The organism is Streptomyces sp. NPDC089424, from assembly GCF_044749345.1.
In the GTDB taxonomy this organism is placed as follows: domain Bacteria; phylum Actinomycetota; class Actinomycetes; order Streptomycetales; family Streptomycetaceae; genus Streptomyces.
Map to the genome: position 1 here is coordinate 199,558 of NZ_JBIVHU010000011.1, position 20,894 is coordinate 220,451.

22 protein-coding genes are annotated in these 20,894 nt (G+C 71.0%); 3 read left to right on the top strand and 19 right to left on the bottom strand.

All coding sequences use genetic code 11. The features are described from left to right. Positions 1-19: 19 nt before the first annotated feature. From ACIP2X_RS35565 to ACIP2X_RS35605, 9 genes are all read right to left on the bottom strand, one after another. Positions 20-679, bottom strand: a complete 660-nt coding sequence (locus ACIP2X_RS35565; protein WP_401681697.1) for a hemerythrin domain-containing protein — start codon at positions 677-679, stop codon at positions 20-22. A gap of 143 nt (positions 680-822) precedes the next feature. Next, complete coding sequence (locus ACIP2X_RS35570) at positions 823-2,127, bottom strand: cation:proton antiporter (protein ID WP_401681699.1); 1,305 nt, start codon at positions 2,125-2,127, stop codon at positions 823-825. A 66-nt stretch (positions 2,128-2,193) separates the two neighbouring features. Continuing rightward, complete coding sequence (locus tag ACIP2X_RS35575) at positions 2,194-2,784, bottom strand: NADPH-dependent FMN reductase (RefSeq protein ID WP_401681702.1); 591 nt, start codon at positions 2,782-2,784, stop codon at positions 2,194-2,196. Then, entirely contained in the window at positions 2,781-3,185 is a 405-nt protein-coding gene (locus tag ACIP2X_RS35580) for a nitroreductase family deazaflavin-dependent oxidoreductase (RefSeq protein WP_401681705.1), read from the bottom strand. Before ACIP2X_RS35580 ends, ACIP2X_RS35575 begins: the two co-directional genes overlap by 4 nt. A 100-nt stretch (positions 3,186-3,285) precedes the next feature. Continuing rightward, the gene (locus ACIP2X_RS35585; RefSeq protein WP_401681708.1) at positions 3,286-3,777 is read right to left on the bottom strand and encodes an ester cyclase; all 492 of its coding nucleotides are present in this window, start codon (positions 3,775-3,777) and stop codon (positions 3,286-3,288) included. A 93-nt stretch (positions 3,778-3,870) separates the two neighbouring features. Further along, a complete protein-coding gene (locus ACIP2X_RS35590) occupies positions 3,871-4,437 on the bottom strand; it encodes a nuclear transport factor 2 family protein (protein ID WP_401681711.1) in 567 nt (188 codons plus the stop codon). Then, on the bottom strand, positions 4,434-4,805 hold the full coding sequence (locus tag ACIP2X_RS35595) for a dehydrogenase (protein WP_401681714.1): 372 nt from the start codon (positions 4,803-4,805) through the stop codon (positions 4,434-4,436). Before ACIP2X_RS35595 ends, ACIP2X_RS35590 begins: the two co-directional genes overlap by 4 nt. Before the next feature lie 351 nt (positions 4,806-5,156). Then, positions 5,157-5,348: a hypothetical protein gene (locus ACIP2X_RS35600; protein WP_401681716.1), complete on the bottom strand. Its 192-nt coding sequence runs from the start codon at positions 5,346-5,348 to the stop codon at positions 5,157-5,159. Further along, a complete protein-coding gene (locus ACIP2X_RS35605; protein ID WP_401681719.1) occupies positions 5,345-5,974 on the bottom strand; it encodes a hypothetical protein in 630 nt (209 codons plus the stop codon). Before ACIP2X_RS35605 ends, ACIP2X_RS35600 begins: the two co-directional genes overlap by 4 nt. Positions 5,975-6,347: 373 nt before the next feature. Here ACIP2X_RS35605 and ACIP2X_RS35610 point away from each other — a divergent pair, with 373 nt between their 5' ends. Further along, positions 6,348-7,118, top strand: a complete 771-nt coding sequence (locus ACIP2X_RS35610) for a response regulator transcription factor (protein ID WP_401681722.1) — start codon at positions 6,348-6,350, stop codon at positions 7,116-7,118. 153 nt (positions 7,119-7,271) lie between these two features. On the opposite strand, the gene ACIP2X_RS35615 is transcribed toward ACIP2X_RS35610, so the two are convergent. Beyond that, complete coding sequence (locus ACIP2X_RS35615; RefSeq protein ID WP_401681724.1) at positions 7,272-7,421, bottom strand: hypothetical protein; 150 nt, start codon at positions 7,419-7,421, stop codon at positions 7,272-7,274. A 186-nt stretch (positions 7,422-7,607) separates the two neighbouring features. Then, entirely contained in the window at positions 7,608-8,639 is a 1,032-nt protein-coding gene (locus tag ACIP2X_RS35620) for a ScbA/BarX family gamma-butyrolactone biosynthesis protein (protein ID WP_401681726.1), read from the bottom strand. A 222-nt stretch (positions 8,640-8,861) separates the two neighbouring features. On the opposite strand from ACIP2X_RS35620, the gene ACIP2X_RS35625 reads away from it, so the two are divergent. After that, positions 8,862-9,596 (top strand): ScbR family autoregulator-binding transcription factor, encoded by a 735-nt coding sequence (locus tag ACIP2X_RS35625; RefSeq protein WP_401681729.1) that lies wholly within the window; start codon positions 8,862-8,864, stop codon positions 9,594-9,596. Between the two features lie 112 nt (positions 9,597-9,708). Here the strand turns inward: ACIP2X_RS35625 and ACIP2X_RS35630 are convergent, their stop codons facing one another. The 4 genes from ACIP2X_RS35630 to ACIP2X_RS35645 all read right to left on the bottom strand — a co-directional run bounded on the left by ACIP2X_RS35630 (position 9,709) and on the right by ACIP2X_RS35645 (position 13,287). Beyond that, positions 9,709-10,380 (bottom strand): ScbR family autoregulator-binding transcription factor, encoded by a 672-nt coding sequence (locus ACIP2X_RS35630; RefSeq protein ID WP_401681732.1) that lies wholly within the window; start codon positions 10,378-10,380, stop codon positions 9,709-9,711. A 196-nt stretch (positions 10,381-10,576) separates the two neighbouring features. Continuing rightward, positions 10,577-11,383, bottom strand: coding sequence for an SAM-dependent methyltransferase (locus tag ACIP2X_RS35635; protein ID WP_401681735.1), 807 nt, complete (start codon positions 11,381-11,383; stop codon positions 10,577-10,579). Positions 11,384-11,573: 190 nt separating this feature from the next. Next, the gene (locus tag ACIP2X_RS35640; RefSeq protein WP_401681737.1) at positions 11,574-12,761 is read right to left on the bottom strand and encodes an acyltransferase family protein; all 1,188 of its coding nucleotides are present in this window, start codon (positions 12,759-12,761) and stop codon (positions 11,574-11,576) included. A 250-nt stretch (positions 12,762-13,011) separates the two neighbouring features. Beyond that, positions 13,012-13,287, bottom strand: a complete 276-nt coding sequence (locus tag ACIP2X_RS35645; RefSeq protein WP_365453043.1) for a DUF1876 domain-containing protein — start codon at positions 13,285-13,287, stop codon at positions 13,012-13,014. Between the two features lie 170 nt (positions 13,288-13,457). On the opposite strand from ACIP2X_RS35645, the gene ACIP2X_RS35650 reads away from it, so the two are divergent. After that, positions 13,458-15,023, top strand: a complete 1,566-nt coding sequence (locus ACIP2X_RS35650; RefSeq protein WP_401681741.1) for a metallophosphoesterase — start codon at positions 13,458-13,460, stop codon at positions 15,021-15,023. Here ACIP2X_RS35650 and ACIP2X_RS35655 read toward each other — a convergent pair. The 4 genes from ACIP2X_RS35655 to ACIP2X_RS35670 form a co-directional block, all read right to left on the bottom strand. After that, on the bottom strand, positions 15,010-15,849 hold the full coding sequence (locus ACIP2X_RS35655; protein WP_401681744.1) for an EamA family transporter: 840 nt from the start codon (positions 15,847-15,849) through the stop codon (positions 15,010-15,012). The two genes, ACIP2X_RS35650 and ACIP2X_RS35655, sit on opposite strands and share 14 nt — an antisense overlap. Then, entirely contained in the window at positions 15,846-16,343 is a 498-nt protein-coding gene (locus ACIP2X_RS35660; protein ID WP_401681746.1) for a YbaK/EbsC family protein, read from the bottom strand. The genes ACIP2X_RS35655 and ACIP2X_RS35660 overlap by 4 nt, the downstream gene beginning before the upstream one ends. 69 nt (positions 16,344-16,412) lie before the next feature. Then, the gene (locus ACIP2X_RS35665; RefSeq protein ID WP_401681748.1) at positions 16,413-18,461 is read right to left on the bottom strand and encodes a TerD family protein; all 2,049 of its coding nucleotides are present in this window, start codon (positions 18,459-18,461) and stop codon (positions 16,413-16,415) included. Positions 18,462-18,662: 201 nt separating this feature from the next. Then, a complete protein-coding gene (locus tag ACIP2X_RS35670) occupies positions 18,663-20,876 on the bottom strand; it encodes an MMPL family transporter (protein WP_401681751.1) in 2,214 nt (737 codons plus the stop codon). Positions 20,877-20,894 lie beyond the last annotated feature (18 nt).

Consider the following 20,894-nt stretch of genomic DNA (forward strand, 5'->3'; position numbering starts at 1 on the left):
CGGACGCGGGGTTCTCGGGTCAGCGGGCGGCCGAGCCGGCCTTGGTGCCCCAGATGTCCAGCGCCTCGTAGGCGGCGCGCCATTCGGTCTCGTAGGCGTTGCGCAGCGGCTCGGGCATCTTGCCGAGGATTCCGGTGAGCTTGGCGGCGGTCATGTCGTCGAGCAGCCAGGGCAGGTAGTACCGCGAGTCGTCGCCGACGCGGGTGCGCTGCTCGGCGCTGAAGGCCGCCCACTGCTCCGCGCTCATGGTGATGTCCATCAGCTGGAGCGCGTCCCGCTCCTCGTGGTCGAGGTGACCGCCGAGCTGCGTGCAGAGGGTGTCGGTGAGGCCGCCGAGGCGCTCCAGGCCGGAGTCGCGGTCGGCGAGGGCCGCGTCGATGTCGGCGAGCAGCGGGTCGATGACGGCGTGCTCGGCCTCCATCGCGTCCAGCAGGGCCAGCTCGTCGGGCTTGCCGGCCAGGGCCTGCTGCATCACGGGCCACACGGTGACGTCCTCGGACGTGTGGTGGATGGTGAGGAACTTCTTGAACAGCTCCCATCCGACCGCGGTGCTCAGCACATGGCGGGGGTCCTCGTCGACCCGGGCCGTGATCCGCGCGATCCGCTCCAGCTCGCGCCGGAGGGCGTCGTGGATGGCGAACATCATCGTCATGTCGAGGTTCTTGAACTGCTGGCTCATCGCTGTCTCCCTCAGTGCCTCACTGCTGCGTTGCCGTACCGCGAGAGTATCGTCAACTTACTTATCCATCAATGCGTCCAACTAACAACTAGCCAACCATCTACTATCCAAGTAATGGTGGAACGAGCAGGTCGGAAGCGGTTTCAGCGGGTTCCCGCGGACTCCAGCACCGGCTCTTCTTGGCCGGTTCTGGACGGATCCCGGGCGGGATCCAGATCCCCCATGCCGCGGCGGATCCGGCTCAGCGCCGGCGAGGTCGCGGCCGTCGTGACCAGCGCCATCAACACGAGGATCGTGAACAGGTCGGGGCCGATGACCCCGAGGCCGAGGCCGATGTTCAGCACGACCAGTTCGGTCAGGCCGCGGCAGTTCATCAGCGCGCCGATCGACATCGCGTCCCGCCAGCGCTGGCCCGCGAGCCGGGCCGCGACCGAGCCGCCGCCCCACTTGCCGGCCACGGCGACGGCGAGCACGGCGCCGGCCCACAGCCACAGCTCCGGGTCCCCGCCCAGCAGCGACACGTCGGTCCGCAGGCCGGTGGAGACGAAGAAGAGCGGCAGCAGCACCGGCACGGTGAAGGCCCGCAGCCGGGCCGCGGTGGCCTCGATCTTCCGCCGGCCCCGAGGGGTGATCACGCCGAACAGGAACGCGCCGAACAGCGCGTGCACGCCGATCTCCTCGGTGGCGTACGCGCTCAGGCACAGCCCGCTGAACAGCACGACCAGCAGCACCCCGTCGGCGTACTTGCGCTCGGCCCGCCCCGCCCAGCGGCGCAGCACCGGACGCACGAGGTAGAACATGGCCAGCGTGAACGCCAGGGCGTACCCGGCGGTGACGAGCGCCTCCGTGGGCGAGCTGCTCTTCGTCACGGCGACCACGGCCGCGAGCAGGCACCAGGCGGTCACGTCGTCCACCGCCGCGCAGGCCATCGCCAGCGCCCCCACCCGGGTCCGGTACAGGCCCCGGTCGGTGAGGATGCGGGCGAGGACGGGGAAGGCGGTGATGCTCATCGACACCGCGATGAACAGCACGAACGCCGGCCTGTCGGTGCCCGCGGGCGCGAAGGTGTCGTACATGCCGAAGGCCAGCAGGGTGCCCAGCAGCAACGGCACCGCGATGCTGGCCTGGGACACGGCCACCGCCGTGCGGCTGTGGCCGCGCAGCGCCTTCAGATCCAGTTCCAGCCCGACGAGGAACATGAAGGCGAGCAGCCCGATGTTGCCCAGCACACCGATGTACGGCAGGACGGACTGCGGGAAGAGCCAGGCCTGCGCGGCCGGCCACAGCCAGCCCAGCAGCGAGGGACCGAACAGGATCCCCACGACGATCTCGCCCACCACGGGCGGCTGCCCGAGCCGCCGCACGAGCTGGGCACCGGCCCGGCAGGCCAGGATCACCGCGGGCACGGCCGTCAGCAGATCGGGGAGGGGATCGGGAACAGCGGCCATCACACGTCTCCTGTGGAGGGTTCGGGAAGGAAAAGCGCGCGGGTGTCCGGTGTCACTGACGTCACGTCAGGAGGCGTACGGGCGTGCCGCCTTCGCCTCGCGCAGCGCGCGGGCCCACCACAGCAGCTGGTCGAGCATGAGCTTGACCGCGGATTCCGCGCCCTCGGGATCGGCGGGGAAGCGGCCTTCGGCGTCGTAGTGTTCGAGGATCCGGGGGAAGGTGACGATGTCCTTCATCCCCACGCAGTGGAACTCGGCGAAGATCTGCCGCAGATGCTCGATCGCGCGCACCCCGCCGGCCGAGCCGAGCCCGTAGCCGACGAAGCCGACCGGCTTGGCCTGCCACTCGGCCTGGAAGCTGTCGATCAGTGTCTTCAGCGGGCCGGGCACGCTGCGGTTGTACTCCGGCACGACCACGACGTAGGCCTCGGCCCCGGTCAGCCGGGGGCGCAGGGCCGCCGCCGCGGGGTGCTCCGCGTCGAGGCTCGCGGGCAGCAGGTGCTCGGCCACGTCGACGACGTCGAGCACCAGGTCGTCACGGCGGGCGGCCACCCGGGCGAACCAGCCCGCGACGTCCGGCGCGAGCCGTCCCTCCCGGGCCGAGCCGACCAGCAGCGTGACCCGCACGGGACGCGTCACCAGTACGGACGCGCTCATCGCCGGACCGCCGGGCGCGGCGCGGGCACCGGAGTCAGCGCCAGGAACTCCTTCGCGTCGACCCTGGACAGGATGCGGCGGGTCAGGGCCGGCATCTTGGTGGTGCCGTCGTCGGTGAAGACCACCGGGCTGGTGACCTGGACGCGCCGCCCCCGGGTGGTGATCTCGCAACCGCCCGCCGCCAGCACGTTCTTGACCCAGTCGGAGCCCGGCCCGTACGGCAGCGTGATGATGATGTCCTCGCCGCGCCGGAACAGCTTGACCGGCGTGGCGAACTCGCGGCCCGACCTGCGGCCGCGGTGGTGCACCTTTCCGAACCCCGGCAGCCGGCTGAACAGCGGGCCCACCAGGTGGTTGGCGAACTTCCGGTTGAAGCGGGCCACTTTCCTGTCGATCGGCACGGATCTTCCCTCCCTCTGAGCTGTCTTGTCGCCTCTGAACGCCGGACGGGCGCCGCGCCGTCACACCACGGCGGGCGCCCGTCCGGATCCGGGGCGTGGGTCAGGCGGCCGGCTTGCCCGCGCCGGGACCGCCGTTCGCGCCGGCCGGCGTCAGGGGGCCGACCGGCTTGCCACCGGACTTCAGGAAACGCTCCAGGGTGAAGTTGTCGACGATGCCCCAGCGCTCGGCGATCCGGTCGCCCTCGAAGCGGAACCAGATGATCGCCTGGTGCTGCACCTGCAACCCGGTCGCCGGGATGCCGATGAACGAGCCGGTGTGCCTGCCGTGCATCACCCAGCGGATCGCGGCCTTGTCGCCCATCGAGATGAAGTCGAGGATCTCGTAGCGGATGTCGCTGAACGCGGACTGCTGGATCTTGATGGTGTGCTTGAACGCCTCCGGACCGCGCATGGAGTCGTCGTGGCTGCCGTTGTTGCGGAAGTCCGCGGTCAGGTAGCGGTCGGCGGCCGAGAGGTCGCCGAGGTCCAGGCCCTCGTGGAAGACCTTCTCGATGACCTCGCGCTGCTGCTCGGCGGTGAGCGTGGTGGGCATGCGTCAGTTCTCCTTCATCGCAGATGTCGCTGATGTCGCTGAAGTTGCAGGAGTTGCAGGAGTTGCAGGAGTTGCTGAAGTCGCTGAAGTTGCTTACGGCGCCGTGGTCGCCGAACCCGCTGACGCGGCCGCGACGGTGTTCCCACGGGTGTCGAGCGTCTTGACGTCGACCTGGGTCACGCCCCGGGGCACGGCGCCCGTGGTCCACGAGATGCGCAGCCGCAGCCGGTCGAAGCGCCAGCCGTCGGGCAGGCGCCGGGCCGTGCCGGTGAACCGGCCGCCGAGCTGGAAGTACTCGGAGGGGTCCGGCGGCAGGGGCGAGCCGTGGTGCACATGGGACGCGATCAGGCTCCAGCTGAGCGCGGCCCGGTCGCCGTCGAGGTCCACCGAGCTGTCGGAGCCGTGGTGATGCGTGCGGCCCCAGCGCGCCATGATCTCGCCGGTGAAACCGCCGACACCGGTGATCCCGTGGTGGCTGCCCACCGGGAACGTCATCTCGATGTCCTCGGTGAACAGGGACGTGGCCCAGGCCGCGTCGAACTCGCCCTCGTCGAGGCTGGCCAGATAGCGGCCGGCGAGCTTCTGCAGCTCGGCGAGGTCGGCGAGCCGGGCGATCTCGGCGGCCAGCGCGGCCGGGTCCGCCGCCTGAAGGCGGGTCATGACACCCGGCGCGCTTCGGTGGTGGCGTCCGTCCCGTAGATCACGGCGTCGTCCGGACCGTGCACGACGGCCTTGCCCTCGCCGGTGAGCGAGTCACCGTCGCGGCGGGCGCTGATGTCGATCTGTATGTACGCGGCGTGGTGGCCGTTGGGGCTGATCTGGGTGACGTCGAGGTTGAAGTCCTCGCGCAGGGAGAACTCCAGTTCGGTGTCGCTGGTGACGGTCCACGAGCCGGTGCCGGTGCTCTTCTTCGTCGTGACCGAGAGGGAACCGTCCGGGGCGAAGGTGACCGTGTAGTCGTCCACCTCGCCGTCGTGCGTGACCGTACCCGTCCAGCGACCGACGGGCGTCCAGGTAGAAACAGGCATCGACCACACTTCCTCTAGTCGGGGAAACGTCGGGGAAACAAAAAATCCGCATCCAGGTCGGGAACACCGACGTGGATACGGATTTCGAGTCAGGGCATGAAGGCGCCGGAAAAAGTGTGACACCTTGGCCCGAGCTTCGTCAACTCCGAGTTTTCGGAAGCCACTTGATGAATCGCCGGTGAACGGAAAAAGCAGCCCCCACGGCCTGGGGGAAGGCCGTGGGGGCTGCTCAACGGGATCCCCGCACGGATCCGCGTTTTTTCTTCATGATGGTCCTGACGGGCCCGTCATGATGGTCGGCAGATAATGGTGAAGGTGTTATTCCACGGCGCCGTTGCCGAAGATCGGGAATTACTGGGAATCGTCGCGGCGGGTCAACCGGAACAGTTCGTCCAGGTCGTACTCCGCCCGCTGCGGGCCGCCGTATCGGGTGATCTTCCGGCGGCTCGCCCACTTGCGGATGGTGGCCTCGGACACGCCCATGGCGAGGGCGGCCAGTTCCGTCGAGACCCTCCGTCGTCTCCGGCTCTCCTCCTCCGTCACGCGGCTTCGTCCTTCAGCCGGTCGGCCACGCGCATCCACAGGTGCGGTGGCAGGGCGTGCCCGGCGTCGCAGGTGACATGGCTGGGCACCCGGCCGCCGCCCTGGGACATCACGCCGTGCAGCGAGCCGTCGCACCCGGGCTCCAGGCAGGAGCCGAGCGGGAACCTGCGCACCTGGCCGGGACCGAACAGCTTGCCGAGGGCGGCGAGCAGTTCGGCGACCTCCTCGTCGAAGTCGACGGCCGCGGGGTGGCCGGCCAGCCACGGCAACTGCTGCCGCAGAAACCGCACCAGGCCGGCCGGCCGGGGCTCCCGGAGCCGCGGTGCGCGGTCCCGCCGCTCGTCCACCACCAGCCTGGCCCACTGGGCGAGTACGTCGCCGACCTGGGCCCGCAGCGCCACCGCGTTGTCGTCCAGCACGATGCCCACGGTGCTCCGGCTGCCGCTCACCCGCTCGCGCAGGTGGGGCGTGGCCCGGGTGAGGGCCTGATCGCTCTCTTCGTAGAGTTCGAGCAGCGTGCGTAACTCCCGGTGCAGCCGGTCCACGCACTTGGCGCAGATCCGACCGCACAGGGGCACGCACTCCCTGCTCCTGTGGTCGTCGGCGAGTTGCCGAACCTCGTGCATCCGATCCCCCGAATCTCTGGGTTCTCCTGAGACTTCCTCCATGCTCGCGGCCGCCCCGACGCGCTTCAACGCAGGTCCGTTCAGGGTTTGGACAAGCATCTGCAGTTGTGTGAACGGACCGTCAGGACAGTGTGAGACGGCCTGAATTCGTCGCCTGGCAGGGCCCTGGGCCGGTGGTGCGCCCGGTGGCGTCCCCGGAGGGGCTGGTTCCGCCGCCGGGCCGGGGCCGGGGGCCTCCGGCAAGGCTTGAAGACTGGCCGATCCGTTTGATAAACATAGCAGAAGATACCGTGCGACCAGTTTTTTTAGACCACCCTTCAGACCCGTGGCGGAGACCTCCGAGGCGGGCGGGCCACGGCGCTGGGAGACACCGATGAGGACCGTTCTGATCGTCGACGACGATGACGGTGTGGCCGAATCGCTCGCGCAGGCCCTGACCGTCCACGGGTTCATGGCGCTGCGCGCCGCGACCGGTGCCGACGCGCTGGACCTGCTGGACGACGTGTCGCTCGTCCTGCTCGAACTCAGCCTTCCGGACCTCGCGGGGCACGAGGTGTGCCGGCGGATCCGGGAGCGCTCCTGCGTGCCGATCCTCGCGATGAGCGACCGGGCCGAGGAACTGGACCGGGTGATGGCGTTCCACATGGGTGCCGACGCCTTCGCGTACAAGCCGGTGGGCTCCTACGAGTTGAGCGCCCGCATCCAGGCCCTGTTCCGGCGCGCGGGCAACTGCCCCTGGCACGAGGGCCACGGCGAGGCGCCGCGGGCCGTGGACGGGCCCGCGCAGGGCCTGACGTCCGCCGCCGACACGCTCAGCGCCGGCCCCCTGGGGCTCGACCTGCGAACCCGGACCGTCGCCCTGAACGGCGAGGAGATCCCGGTCACCCGGCGGGAGTTCGACCTGCTGGCGATGCTCATGGAGGAACCCGGCACCGTGCACCGGCGGCAGGACATCATGGCCCAGGTCTGGGACGAGAACTGGTTCGGCTCCACCCGCACCCTCGACGTCCACGTCGGCTCCCTGCGCAGCAAGCTGGGCAACCGCGACTGGATCGAGACCGTGCGCGGCATCGGCTACCGCCTGGTGATCCCCCCGAAGCCCCTGACCCCGGCCCACCGGACACCGGAGAAGGCAGGAGGCTGAGCCGCCTCCGGTGCCCCACCGCCCGGCGCTCACCTTCCGCGCGACGGGCCACTCGTCGACGATCCGGCACGGCCCGACCAGCGGCCACCACAAGGCGCACGCGCACGTCCCCCGCCCAGCCCGGCGTCCCCACCTGAGCGCGCCCTTCATCACCTACCGCGTGGCGGACCACTCCTCGACGATCCGGCGCGACACGACCAGGGGCCACCACAGGCCCACCTGTACGCCCCTGCCGCCCGGTTCACGGCCCGGCGTTCGCCCGGAGCGGCGTACCGGCGGCGTCTCACGGACACGTCGGCCCATGCCGGCCACCGTCCACAACGCCCCACAGGCGCCGTCCGGACGGGACCACCGCACGAGGCGGCGCGAGGCGTACGCGTACGGCCCCCGGCGACGCCGCAGCCGGGCTCGCCCCTCCCCCACCCCGCGCCGCACATGGCCGTGCCCCCCTCCCCGCGGGCCGCGGGAAGGGGGGCGCCCCTCAGGTGTTCAGGCGAGCTGTGCCGCCGTGTCCAGGATGGTGACCGTGCAGACGCCGGCCACGCTGCCGGACTGGTGGAACTCCACCGTCAGGCTGCGGCGGCCCAGTTCGTCCACCGTCGGTACGGACGCCGAGACCACGCAGGGCGTGTCCAGCTCGACGTACCGGTGGAACAAGGCGTCGCAGCCGACCAGCAGCCCCTGCGGCAGCCCGAGGCGGGCCAGGGCCGCCTGCCGGGCGGCCTCCATGACGAGCATGCCCGGCACGTGGTCCACCGGGTGGTCGAACAGCACCGGGTGGGTGTGGTCGACGCGCAGCAGATGCACCGCACTCCGGTCGTCGCCGGCCTCCCCGCCCGGCGCGCCCAGCAGGACGTCGAAACCCTGGTCGCTGCCGGCCCCCCCGCCCGGCACGCCCAGAACGACGTCGAACTCCTTGCTCCGTCCCACGAGTTCGGGCCGGACCGCCGGGACGAGCGTGCACGCCGGACGTGCCTCGGCCCGCTCGCCGCGCAGCCTGCGGTACACCGCGGGAGCCACGCAGTCGCTCGCGGCGTACCCGTGCCCGATGAGCGTGCCGTCCCGGTGCGCGAGCACGTCGCAGGCGAACGACACGACGTGCTCCCGCCGGCAGCGGATGTCCTTGAGCGTCACTTCGAGGACCACGTTGGCCGGCGCCCCCGCCAGCCGTGCCCCCTCCTCGGTGATCTCGAAGGAGGTGTGCTTGGTCAGGAACTGATGGCCCTGAGCGATGCCGAGCGCCTGGTGGGCCAGGAGCAGCCCGGCCTGGCGTATCGATTCTGCTAGCACCATGGGATCGTGCCAGCGCCCCGCCACCGGGCCGTAGTAGCTGTGCCCGCGCGCCCATTGGGCTCCCACGCGGTACACGTCCCGTCTGTGCGGTCTCACCCCTGTGATGAGGACCTCCGAGACCGCGGCACGGTGCACGAGCCAGCGCGGCACCGTGCGCTCGAAGAGGTCGACCTCCCCGTTTTCGAGGGTTAAAAATTCCTGCCGGTCGGCTTGCACAAGTGCACTCATCGTGTGCCTCCTGAGGCGCGAAAGGAACGTGGCCTTCCGCGAGCGGAACAGGACAGGGCTTACATGGGCCGCCGTCGTGCATGGCAACGCCGCTGCCGTAAGCGTACTAGCTGACTGGTTTTTTTTCTGTCGGACATGGCAGTCTTTTACCAAGGGACTCACGGCGGCACCGGCGGGGGTGGGCGACCGCCACCGGATGTCGCCGGACAGGAGGTGGGCAAGTTGGCAAGGGCCAGGCAGGAACGGGCCGAGATCACCCGGCAGGCGATCCTCGACGGAGCCGCGACGGCATTCGACGCGACCGGGTTCGGCGGTACGAGCCTGAGCGACGTCGCGCAGCAGGCGGGCGTCACGAAGGGCGCCCTGTACTTTCACTTCGCCTCCAAGGAGGCCCTCGCCCGCGCGTTGGTGGACGAGCAGTTCCAGTCCACCGATCTGATCGCCGGCGAGTTGATGCCGGGCGTGCAGACGGTGATCGACATGGGGCACCGGCTGGCGCACGGACTGCGCAGCGACGTCCGGCTGCGCGCGGGGATACGGCTGGTGGTGGAGTTCGGTTCGTTCGTCGACCCCGACCCCACGCCCTACAACTCGTGGATCAGCATCGTGCGGGACTGCCTGGCGCCCGCCCAGGGCCGCGGCGACCTCTTCCCGGAGATCAACGTGACCGACCTGGCGACGTTCGTGTGCGGCTCGTTCACCGGCCTCCAGCTCACCTCGTACGTCCGCACCGGCCGCGAGGACCTGCACGAGCGGGTCGCCGACATGTTCCGCTACCTGCTCCCGGGCATCGTCCCGGCCGAGCGGCTGGACGCCTTCCTGCCCGCCGGATCCCCCAAGTGCCGTGCGGAGCTGGGGCTCGCGCCGCTGGTCCACGGGCACCCGGCGGAGCAGGGACACGGGCTGTTGCGGGGGCACGGGCTGGAGCGGGAGCGGGTTGCGCAGCCGACCGACTGACCGGTAGGCGCAGGCCAGGCATGTACACGTGCCAATGGGGGGACCGCAGCGCCGACATGACGTCGACTCAGGTCTTTGACGAAGCGGTCCCCGACGAAGCGGTCCCCGGGCCTCACAGCACGGACGGGGCCGTGGTCCGCACCGCTCGCAGCCCGTCCTCCGACGCGAGCGCGGGCAGGGTCAGTTCCCACAGATCGGCGAGCCACGTCTCGCACTCGTCCGCCGGCACCCCCAGCCAGGTCAGCGTCTCCAGACCGGAGACCGCCGCCGCCACCGGCGTGCGCGCGGACGACTCCGCCACGGTGTGCCCGAGTTCTCCGGCCCGGCGGGCCTGGTCGAGCAGGCCGCCCAGGCGCCCCAGCCACTGCCCGTAGAAGTCCGCGGTGCCGTCGTCGGCGGGCAGCGCACGACCGACAACGATCCCGCCGGCGTCCCCCGGTTCCCGTTCCCGGGCGATCCGCACCGACGCCCGCACGAACACGTTCTCGCGCAGCAACCGGCCCAGCTCGTAGGTCAGATCGACGACGAGCTGGAGATAGGTGGCGCCGGTCGCCTCCAGTTGGAGCACCGCGCGCTCCATGACCTCCCGGCCGCGCTCCTGCACGGCCATGGCCACCACGTCCTTGGTGGAGAAGTGGAAGAACAGCGCTCCCTTGGTCACTCCGGCGTGCTGGCTGATGTCGGCGAGCGTGGCCCGTACGTAGCCGTGCTGAGCGAACTGCTCGGCCGCGGCGACCACCAGTCGCTCGACGGTCCTTTCGGAGCGTTTTTGTTTTCCTGCCATCCGACCGCCGCTTCTCGAAGCAACCCGTTACACCTCCTGCATGGGTCCTTGATACGCCTCGGCGGGGCAGCGGAACGCAAGCCCAGTGTCAGATAAACAAAAAGATTCCAAACCCTCACACTTTCCGACCCGGCTCGCACGACGGGGCCGGCCCACGGGAGGCCGGCCCGGCCGCGTCCGGGTGCGTCCGGGTGCGTCAGTTCTTCACGGCGACGGCGGCGAAGCCGGCGGTGTCCTCGCGGTTGGTCTGGTAGTCCGCGTCGTCGGCCCGCTCCTCGTCCGTCTCCCACTCGTTGACGGACACCACACCCGGCTCGAGCACGGTCCAGCCCTCCGTGGCCACGAACCGGGTGATCTCCGCACGGGAGCGCGAGGCGAGGTCCACACGCAGGTTCGTGTACAACTCGTCGACCGCGGCCCGCACCGGCGCGGAGACGTAGTCGGGGCTGGAGTGGGTGAGGACGAGCAGGCTGCCGGGGGCCAGCGCCTCCTTGTAGCGCTCGACGGTGCCGTAGGGGTCTTCGGAGTCGACGACGAAGTGCAGCAGCGCGCCCAGCAGCACGGCCACCGGCCGGGAGAGGTCGAGCAGTTCCTTGGTCGCGGGGGCGGACAGCACCGACTGCGGGTCGCGGAAGTCCGCGTCGACGTAGGCGGTCCTGCCGTCCGAGGTCTCCCCCAGCAGCCGGCGGGAGATGTCGCCGACGACCGGGTCGTTGTCGACGTAGACGACCTTGGCCTCGGGCGCCACCTCGTGCGTGGCGGCCGCGGCGGGGATGCCGCTGCCGATGTCCAGGAACTGGCCGATGCCACGCCGGGTGGCGGTGCGCACCGCCCGGTTGAGGAAGCGCCGGTTCGCGCGCGCCCCCAGCGGGCCGCCGGGCAGCAGCTTCACGATGCCGTCCGCCGCGGCACGGTCCACCGGGAGGTTCTCGGAGCCTCCGAGGAAGTAGTCCATGATGCGCGCGGCGTGCGGGATCTGGTCGGGGGTCATGTTCTCGGGCATGTCCACACATCCTTGGTGAGGGGTTGGGTCTCATGCGAGGGGGAGCCCGGCGGGGCCGACCGGCCCGGCAGGGAACACACGGAAAAGGCGACATCCGAGACCGGTGACCACCGGTGGATGTCGCCTTTGTCATGCTGTTTCAGGGCAAAAGGGCTCCGCGGGGAAGCGTGACATGTGCACGCGTCCGATGTCAACGGAGGCTGGGAGTCCGCTCCGCCGGTGCCGTCGCCGCCTGCTTCGGGCGCGGCCGGCTGAGGTGCTTCATCGCGGGGCGCTCCACCAGCGCGTGGAGCAGATAGGCGAGGACGGTGGTGACGGCCCAGGCCAGCACGCACAGCCCGATGGCCTCGGCGAAGCTGTAAGGGGCGTGCCCGGCCAGGTACTTGGTGCCGCCGATCAGGACGGTCGCCTGGAGCAGGTAGAACGCGAACGACACCTCGCCGAGCCAGGTCATCACCCGGCCCCGGAAGGGCGAGCGCCGCCCGCGCACGTCGGCGACCGCCGCGGCCGGGATGAGCAGGCCGAGCGGGATCACCCAGACCGCGGAAAGGGCGTACAGGTAGGGCACCTCGAGCGCCACGGCGTACGCGGCGAAGCACAGCAGCACCGCCTGCCACAGTCGCACGCCCACCCAGCGGTCGGTCAGCACGAGCCGGGCCAGCAGCATGCCGACCACGAACTCCAGCATCCGCACCGGCGGCAGTTGGTACACGAACCAGTTCTGCACCTCGCTGACCTGCCAGCCCGGGATGCGGACCTCGCCGGGCAGCACGGCGTAGGCGAAGGCCGGTACGGCGATCACGGCGGCCACGAGGCCGGCCGTCCACCCCCACAGCCGGGCCGGGCGGATCGCCTTCACCGCGCGGTGCAGCAGCGGGAAGCACAGGTAGAAGAGCAGTTCACAACCCAGCGACCAGCTGGGGGCGTTGACGCTGAAGGACACCGCGGGGTCCCAGGACCAGGTCTGCAACAGCAGCAGGTTGGGCAGCCAGTGCTGCCAGGCGGTGGTGGTCGCGCCGGCGAAGACCAGCAGCGAGACCACGAAGGTGACGAGGTGGTTGGGGTACAGCTTGACCAGGCGGCGCCGCAGGAACCGGCCGGAGGTGTCCGTGGGGCGGGCGGACCAGGTCAGGATGAACCCGCTGAGGATGAAGAAGAACGACACCCCGAGCCCGCCCGCGATCCCGAACAGCCGGGCCGCGTCGTGCCCGGTCCGCCCGGCGAACGGGCTGAGCTGGGGGCTGGTGACGTGGTACAGGAACACGGCAGTCGCCGCGTAGAACCGCAGTCCCGTCAGTGACGGCAGCCCGTCGAGCGGGCGTGCCCGCCCGGTCCGGGCGGGCACGCTCTCCTGGGGCCGATGGGTGGGGATGGTCACGGATCTCTCCTTCGCGCGGCATGAGAAAACACCGCGCGGCAGGCCGGATGGCCTGCCGCGCGGTGTCGGAAAGACAGGGAAAAAGAGAAGGGTCGGCCGACGGGAAGTCCCGGCCCTCAAGGGGGGCGCTCGGGCGCACACATCAACCGCCGCCAAGAGCGTGACAGCCCTCCTTCGCGGAAGTCAACCCGCTCCGGATGCCGCCACGCGCCTGACGGTCGGGCCGCGCGGGACGCGGATCGGCGGCGGATCAGACGTGGATCGGGTGCGACGTGCGCCCCGACGCCGAGTCGATCTCGTCGTGCGCCTTGGTGAGCAGCCGCATGGCAAGTTCGTTCAGCGCCCGCGCCCCCGCGATCTCCTCGCCCACCCGCGGCTGCTGGGAGTCGGTGTGGTGCCGGGCAGCGTGTCCGTGGGCCCGTACCTCGGTCCCGTCGGGCAGCCGCACCAGCGCCGCCGCCCTCGTGTGGGTGTCGTCCTCCTGGAACTCCAGCTCGACATGCCATCCCACCGTGGTGTGCATCATGACGATCACCTCCGGACCACCTGTCTCCAGGATCAGCCGTTGCCGGTTGTTTCCAGGGTGCTCCCGCAGTGCCCGGCTTGTCGCGTTCCCGTCGCTCCTGTCGTGTTCCTGACCCGGTCACGCCGCCGCGACCACGGCCGCCGTTCACCGCCGCCGGGCACCAAGGCCGTATGCGCTGTTGTCCGACCGCTCCCCCAGCCGTCCGCTCGGCCCTCGGGTCCCTCTCCGCGCTCCCCGCCCCCCACCACGTCGTGCGCTCCGCCGCCCTGCTGGCCCCCGTGGTCCTGCACGGTCTGCGCACCCGGCACCACGGCCCCGTCGCCGCGGTGCAGCTGGAACTGGTCACGCTGGCCGAGGACCACGCCGTGCTCACCTGGTTCACGGGTGTGCCCGGCACCGACGACGGGCTCGGCCAGATGCTCCCCGCGCCCACCGAGGGCGAGGTGGTGTACGGCACCCATCCGGCGCGCCTGGACCGCCTCGCCGGCGAGGACCGGCCGACCGCACACCACCAGGTCGAGTTGACGGACCTGGAGCCGGGCCGGACGTACTACTACCAGGCCCGTTCCCGGGGCGTCCCCGCCTCCGCGACCCCGCTGCACCTGGCCGGCGGGAACGCGGTGGGCACCTCGCCGCACGGCCTGGGCACGCCCGCGGGCCCGTACTCCTTCACCACGCCCCAGCCGCCGCCGGGCCGCCACCTGCTCTCGATCGCGCTCTGCAACGACCTGCACCTGGGCGAGACGACGGCGGGCCTGGTGGCCGGGCTCCCGCTCCTGCGCGGTGTCTCCCAGACGCCGGGGCACGATCCCTACCCGGAGGTCATGAGCCGCGCCGTGGTCGCGGAGGCCCTGCGACGCGGGGCGGACCTGTTGCTGGCCGCCGGGGACATCTCGGCGGGCGGCGCGCCGCGCGACCTGGCGACGGCGCGGCGCATACTGGACGGCTTCGGCGCCCACGGGCGGGACTACTTCGTCGTACGGGGCAACCACGACCGGGCGGGCCCGGGCGGCGACGCCTTCCACCGGGCTTTCGGCTCCGCGACCGGCGAGGCCACGTTCTTCGCCCGAGAGGTGGGCGGCCTGCGGATCATCGGGCTCGACACCTACGAGAAGACGGGCACCGGCGGCGACGCGGGCGGGATGGGGGCGGAGCAGCTGGCGTGGCTGCGGGCCCTGCTGCGCGAGACACGGGAGCAGCCGACGCTCGTCTTCGGCCACCATCCGCTGACCGTGCGGCACTCCCTGTTCCCGGTGAGCGCGGGACAGCGGCTGGCCCGCGCGCAGGCCCGCGCGGTCCTGGCGGCCTACGCCGCCGCGCGGGGTGTCTTCCTGCATCACGCCGGCCACACCCACCGCAACAAGCGCACGGTCCTGGACGAGGCGCCGCACGTCACGTTCCAGGAGGTCAGCGCGGTCAAGGACTATCCGGGCGGCTTCAGCCTGCTGCGCCTGCACACGGCCGGATACGCCCTGAACCACTACACGCCCCGGGACGCCGCGGCCCGCGCCTGGGTGGAGCGCGGCCGCCGGGTCGCGGGCGGTCTGTGGCCGCACCACGCGTTCGGCCACTCGGTGACGGACCGCAACAGCGTCGCGGCCCACGACCTCTCGGGCATCACCCGCCCGGCACCGAGGGACCCCGTACCGGACCGCCTCACGGCGGCCTGGGGCCGGTCATCCCGGTGCCGAGCCCGCGGCGCGCCGGGGGCTGCCGGCGGGCTCACGCCAGCATGAGTCCCATCCCCACGACCAGCAGCCCCGCGGCGGCGATCCGGGCCGCCCCGAACCGCTCCTTGAAGACCACGGCACCGATGGCCGCGCCCACGAGGACCGACGACTCGCGCAGGGCGGCGATGGGCGCGAGTTCGGCGCGGGTCTGCGCCCACAGGATCAGGGCGTAGGCGCCCACGGACAGGACGGCGCCCACCAGTCCCGGTCCGAGGAAGGGCCGTAGGCGCGCCACGGTCCCGGCACGCCAGACGTACAGCGCGTACGCCGGGATCACGACGCCCTGCACCGCCATCAGCCAGGCCACGTACCCGAACGCCGAGCCCGAGGCCCGTACGCCGAGACCGTCCACCACCGTGTACACGGCGATGGACAGCCCGGTCGCCAGCGCGGCCCCGATCGCGGGCCAGTCGGGCCGCCGTCCGCGCAGCCCCCACAGCGCGGCGCCGGTCAGCCCCGCGCAGCTCAGCGCGATCCCGGCCACCACCCAGCCGTCGGGGATCTCGTGCGCGAAGACCGCGGCCAGCACGGTGACGACGAGCGGGGCGCTGCCGCGCGCGATCGGATAGGCCTGCCCGAAGTCGCCGAGCCGGAAGGACTTCATCAGCAGCGCGTAGTAGGCGATGTGCAGCGCGGACGACAGCAGCAGATACGGCCAGGCCCGCGTCGCCGGTACCGCGACGAAGGGCAGCAGTGCGAGTCCGATGACCAGCCCGCCGCCCGAGATCAGCGTGAACCCGACGAGCTTGTCGGTGATGCGGTGGGCGATGGCGTTCCAGCTGGCGTGCGCGACGGCGGCGAGCAGGACGGCCGTGGTGACCAGCGGGGTCACGCAGCGCGCTCGCGGACGTCCACCAGGGTGCCGCCGGCGTGCGCGATCAGGGCCTTGGGCTCCATCGGGAAGACGGTGTACGGCGTCCCGGCCGCCGCCCACACGACGTCGTGGTCGAGCAGCGACCGGTCGGCGAGGACCCTCGTCCTGGTCAGATGCCCGAACGGCGGCACCCCGCCGATGGCGTACCCCGTGGTCTCCCGTACGACGTCGGCGCCGACCCGCGTGACCTTGCCGACGCCGAGCTCCCGGCGCACCAGCTCCACGTCGACGCGGGAGGCCCCGTCCATCAGCACCAGCACCGGCACCCCGTCGGCACCGAAGACGAGCGACTTGCAGATCTCGCTCAGCTCGCACCCGAGGGCGGCGGCGGCCTCGGCGGCGGTCCGCGTCGCCTCCGGAAAACGCCGGACCCGCCCCCGCACCTCCCCGAGCCCCAACGCGTCGAGCGCGGCACCGAACCGGGGGTGGACTCCTGATTCCGAAGTGGTCATGCCCGGCACGCTAGCGGCCGGTACACACCACACGCGACCGGGTTACCCCCCACCGGACCTGCGCCACTGTCATCCGGCCCCGGCACCTTCCTGGGTCGGCGTCCGGCGAGGTTCGGCGCGATCCAGGTGGACCACCACGTTCGTGTGGAAGCGCCGAACGGCGTCGTCGACACTGCGGATGAATCCCGATTCGGCGTTCCCTCGACTGCTTCCCATGCTCTTGAGCAGGGACAGGCGAAAGCCGTTGATGCGGGCACCGTCGTGCTTCGGAAGCAGGTCCGCCGGTTCCGGGCGGAGCCGCTCCAGGGTGCCGCGTGGCCCGCCTGCCTCGCCCTCGACAAGGGTCTCGACGTGAAGGTCCGCGGGGGCCTCGGCCAGACGCCGGACCAGTCGCTTCACCCGGGTCAGCGGATACCCCTGCTCGGAGGCGGGAATGTCGATGGAGGTACGGAGCCTGCCGGTCCGCAGATCGGCGCAGATCGCGAGGATGCCGGGTGCGCCCTCGATCCGCAGCTCCGCCTGAAGTCTGCCGTCGAGGCAGAACTGATCGGCCAGAAGCGCGCGTCGGGCCTTCGGGTCGGCGCCGCGCTTGGCGCGCTGAACGGGCAGCACCTTCTGCCCGATCTCACCACCGAGACTGAGGCAGATCTGACGAACGAGCCGTTCCCAGCTTTCGATCACTTCGAGGATGCGCGGGTCGCCCTGGCACAGTGTTTCGTCGTCGATGCCGTTACGGACCGGGACCCAGGCGGATCCCATGTTCTGGAAGCCGTGGCAGCCGGAGTTCTCGTGCTGCAGGTAGTGCAGAAGCTCCTCCAGCAACCACGCGTGCGCCTTGTCCCCGACGCCCTCGTGCCGGATCAGCATCTGTGCCTGGTAGGTGACTTCGGCCCACGACAGGTGCCGCACGGCGACCTTGTGCTTGCGCCGACCGTCGATCTTGACCTCGACGAGCGGGCTGCCTTCCAGCGCGACGTCGTTGGTCAGCGTGATCACCGCCTCGTAGCCACGTCGTGCCGCGATGTCCACGTACGCCTGCACCTGCTCGGCCTTGACGCCGTTGCCGTTCGTCTTGGTCTCCACCAGCGCGGTCCACAACTTGCCGGCCCGCTCCACGCGAACCACCCCGTCGGGACGTCGCGGCGTGTCTCCGTGTGGCAGGGAGACCTCGGTGAACGTCTCCATGCGTCCGGCCGGCGCGCCGAACGGTGCCAGCAGTCGCCGGCCGAACTCCGGCACCTGCGCCATCACCGACAGCAGGACCGACGTGGCACGCTGCTCCCGCTCACGGTCGCTCTTGAGCGCCGGCACGGGAAAGAGCCTGGCGCCCCTCCAGGACTCGTTCTCAGCCAGCGACTTCCTGGCCCCCCTGGGCACGGTGACCTTCTTCTTCGCGGTGCGCGGCCGAGCCGCCTTCACCGGTTTCGTCTCGTCGCCGGGCGGGCGAGGCGTCGGAACGAGTCTCGGTGTCCCCTGCGGTGCCGACGGTGCTTGCTCCACGGCAATCGGCGGAGCCACGGCGTCTGCCTGCCCACCGTCCAGGTCGTCGTGGACGGACTCCTCGCTGCCCGCGTCGTCGTCGATGTCGACGCCGAAGTCCGTCGCCAGGCCCGCCAGACCTGAGCCGTAGCCCTGTCCGACAGCGCGGAACTTCCACTCCTCCCCGCGCCGGTACAGCTCGCCGAAGATGATCGCGCTGACCGTGCCGGGGTCGTCGATGGCGAAGCCGAGCAAGCACTCGCCTCCTCCGTCGGCGAGCGTCAGCTTCAGATCCTCCAGCTCGCCGAAGCCGCCTCGTTCGTAGCGACTTGCCGCGACGACGATCCGGTCGATCTCGGAGGAGACCGCCGTCAGGTCGAAGCTGATCCTGTCCTCGTCGCCGCTCCCCGTCGGCGTCTTACCCAGCAACTGCACGCTTCCATCGGCGGAGACCGGGTTGTTGTAGAAGTAGAAGTCGCCGTCGCTGCGCACCTTGCCGTCCGCGTTCAGCAGCAGGACGGACACGTCCGCGTCGCCTTCACCCGTCGGGCTGACCCAGCTCAGGCTCACGATGACCGACCCGGCGTTCTCGCTCAGGGCCGCCAGCGCGACGTTCGAACCTTTGATCATTTCTTGCATGAAGCCCCCCAGCTCTCACGACTCGGGCCCCCACCCAGCCGCCACCGCCGCACCATCATGTGATGTACGGCACAACGAAAGACTGTAGTGCCCGATCACGAGGGCGAGGGGCTCCTCGGGCAACATCACCCAGCACGTGGGCGCGCAGAGGCCGGTGAGTCCCGTCGTCGTGGGGACTCACCGGCCCGGGTTCAAGGGGCTTCAGGCGTGGATCAGTTGGCGGTCCTCGTCGTCGCGGTCCGTCCTCGTGCGCAGGCCCTCGCCCTCGACGTCGACGTTGGGCAGCGCGCGGTCCAGCCACCTGGGCAGCCACCAGGCCTTCTTGCCGAGCAGCGCCAGGACCGCCGGGACGATCGCCATGCGGACGACGAAGGCGTCGAAGAAGACCGCGATCGCCAGGCCGAAGCCGATCATCTTGACCATGGCCTCGCTGGAGCCGATGAAGCCCGCGAAGACCGCCATCATGATCACGGCCGCCGCCGTGACCACCCGCGCGCCGTGCCGGAACCCGGTCACGATCGCCTGGCCGGGCTTCTCCCCGTGGACGTACGCCTCCCGCATCCGGGTCACGAGGAACACCTCGTAGTCCATCGCCAGTCCGAAGACCACGCCGACCATGAAGATCGGCATCATCGACATGACCGGTCCGGTCTCCTCGACGCCCATCAGTCCGGCGAACCAGCCCCACTGGAAGACCGCCACGACGGCGCCGAGCGCCGCCATCACGCTCAGGAGGAAGCCGAGCGCCGCCTTCAGCGGGACCAGGATCGAGCGGAAGACCACGATCAGGAGCAGGAACGCCAGGCCGACCACCAGGATCAGATACGGCACCAGCGCGTCGTTCAGCTTCTGGGAGACGTCGATGTTCATCGCCGTCGCGCCGGTGACCAGCACCTCCGCCCCGGTGTCCGCCTGGATCGCGGTGCCCGCGTCGCGGAGGGAGTGCACCAGTTCCTCGGTCGTCACCGACGACGGCTTGGAGTCGGGGATCACGGTGATCGTCGCCGTGTCACCGGCCTTGTTGGGCGCCGGCGGAGTCACCGTGACGACGTTCTCCAGGCCCCTGATCTCGTCGGCGACCTCGTCGAACGCGCCCTCGGCGTCGTCGCTCGACTTCCCGTCGACCACGACCATCAGCGGGCCGTTGAAGCCGGGACCGAAGCCGTCCGACAGCAGGTCGTACGCCCGGCGCTGCGTGGTCGACGTCGGCTGCGAGCCGTCGTCGGGCAGGCCGAGTTCCAGCGAGGTCGCCGGGACGGCGGCGGCACCGAGGCCGAGCACCCCCAGCAGCAGCACGGCGACGGGACGGCGTACGACGAAACTCGCCCAGCGGGTGCCCATGTTGGGGCGGTTCTGCTTGCCCGCGGCCGAGGCGCGGCCGCCGCCCAGCAGCTTGCTCTTCTCCCCCGCCGGACGCACCTTGCGGCCCGCGAATCCGAGCAGCGCCGGAATCATCGTCAGCGCGATCAGCACGGCGATGGCCACGGTGCCCGCCGCCGCGACACCCATCTTCGTCAGCATCGGGATGTTGACGACGGCCAGACCCACCAGCGCGATCACGACCGTCAGGCCCGCGAAGACCACCGCGGAACCGGCCGTGCCGACCGCCCGTCCGGCGGCCTCCTCACGCTCGCGGCCCTCGGCCAGTTCCGCCCGGTAGCGGGAGACGATGAACAGCGCGTAGTCGATGCCGACCGCGAGGCCGATCATGGTGGCCAGCGTCGACGTCGTCGAGCCGAGGTCCAGCGTGCTCGCCAGCGCGGTGATCGTCGCGACGCCGATGCCGACGCCGATGATCGCCGTCAGCAGCGGAAGCCCGGCCGCGAGCAGCGAACCGAAGGTGATGACCAGGACGACCGCCGCGATGGCGATGCCGATGATCTCCGTCGAACCGGTCTCGGGCGTGGTCTGGAGCGCGTCGCCGCCGACCTCGACGGTCAGCCCGGCGTCCCGCGCGTCCTGCGCGGCCTCTTCCAGGGCCTCGCGGGAGGAGTCCGCCAGCTCCATGCCGGACACCTTGTAGGTGACCTGCGCGTAGGCGATCGTGCCGTCCCGGCTGACCGACTTGGCGACGTACGGGTCGGCGACGGCGGCGACCTCGGAGCCGTCGGACAGTTCCCGGACGGTCTCCTTGACGGTCGCCTTGTGGCCGGCGGCGGTCATCTTCTCTCCGGGCGGCGCCTTGAAGACGACCCGTGCGGTCGCCCCGTCCGCGCTCATTCCGGGGAAGCGTTCCTCCAGCAGGTCGAAGGCCTTCTGGGCCTCGGTGCCGGGGATCGAGAAGGACGTGGTGCCGGCGGTGGGCGCGCTGGCCGCGCCGACACCGGCGAGGGTCAGCAGCGCCACCCAGATCAGGGCGACGAAATGCCGTCGCCGGAAGGCGAGCCGGCCGAGTTTGTAGAGGAACGTGGCCACGAGGGCGAACTCCCGGTC

What these genes read in the sequence shown, in the direction of transcription:
- ACIP2X_RS35565 (WP_401681697.1), bottom strand. Translation starts at nt 679, where the DNA reads ATGAGCCAGCAGTTCAAGAACCTCGACATGACGATGATGTTCGCCATC.
- ACIP2X_RS35570 (WP_401681699.1), bottom strand. Translation starts at nt 2,127, where the DNA reads ATGGCCGCTGTTCCCGATCCCCTCCCCGATCTGCTGACGGCCGTGCCC.
- ACIP2X_RS35575 (WP_401681702.1), bottom strand. Translation starts at nt 2,784, where the DNA reads ATGAGCGCGTCCGTACTGGTGACGCGTCCCGTGCGGGTCACGCTGCTG.
- ACIP2X_RS35585 (WP_401681708.1), bottom strand. Translation starts at nt 3,777, where the DNA reads ATGCCCACCACGCTCACCGCCGAGCAGCAGCGCGAGGTCATCGAGAAG.
- ACIP2X_RS35590 (WP_401681711.1), bottom strand. Translation starts at nt 4,437, where the DNA reads ATGACCCGCCTTCAGGCGGCGGACCCGGCCGCGCTGGCCGCCGAGATC.
- ACIP2X_RS35595 (WP_401681714.1), bottom strand. Translation starts at nt 4,805, where the DNA reads ATGCCTGTTTCTACCTGGACGCCCGTCGGTCGCTGGACGGGTACGGTC.
- ACIP2X_RS35605 (WP_401681719.1), bottom strand. Translation starts at nt 5,974, where the DNA reads ATGCACGAGGTTCGGCAACTCGCCGACGACCACAGGAGCAGGGAGTGC.
- ACIP2X_RS35610 (WP_401681722.1), top strand. Translation starts at nt 6,348, where the DNA reads ATGAGGACCGTTCTGATCGTCGACGACGATGACGGTGTGGCCGAATCG.
- ACIP2X_RS35615 (WP_401681724.1), bottom strand. Translation starts at nt 7,421, where the DNA reads ATGGGCCGACGTGTCCGTGAGACGCCGCCGGTACGCCGCTCCGGGCGA.
- ACIP2X_RS35620 (WP_401681726.1), bottom strand. Translation starts at nt 8,639, where the DNA reads ATGAGTGCACTTGTGCAAGCCGACCGGCAGGAATTTTTAACCCTCGAA.
- ACIP2X_RS35630 (WP_401681732.1), bottom strand. Translation starts at nt 10,380, where the DNA reads ATGGCAGGAAAACAAAAACGCTCCGAAAGGACCGTCGAGCGACTGGTG.
- ACIP2X_RS35635 (WP_401681735.1), bottom strand. Translation starts at nt 11,383, where the DNA reads ATGCCCGAGAACATGACCCCCGACCAGATCCCGCACGCCGCGCGCATC.
- ACIP2X_RS35645 (WP_365453043.1), bottom strand. Translation starts at nt 13,287, where the DNA reads ATGATGCACACCACGGTGGGATGGCATGTCGAGCTGGAGTTCCAGGAG.
- ACIP2X_RS35650 (WP_401681741.1), top strand. Translation starts at nt 13,458, where the DNA reads ATGCGCTGTTGTCCGACCGCTCCCCCAGCCGTCCGCTCGGCCCTCGGG.
- ACIP2X_RS35660 (WP_401681746.1), bottom strand. Translation starts at nt 16,343, where the DNA reads ATGACCACTTCGGAATCAGGAGTCCACCCCCGGTTCGGTGCCGCGCTC.
- ACIP2X_RS35665 (WP_401681748.1), bottom strand. Translation starts at nt 18,461, where the DNA reads ATGCAAGAAATGATCAAAGGTTCGAACGTCGCGCTGGCGGCCCTGAGC.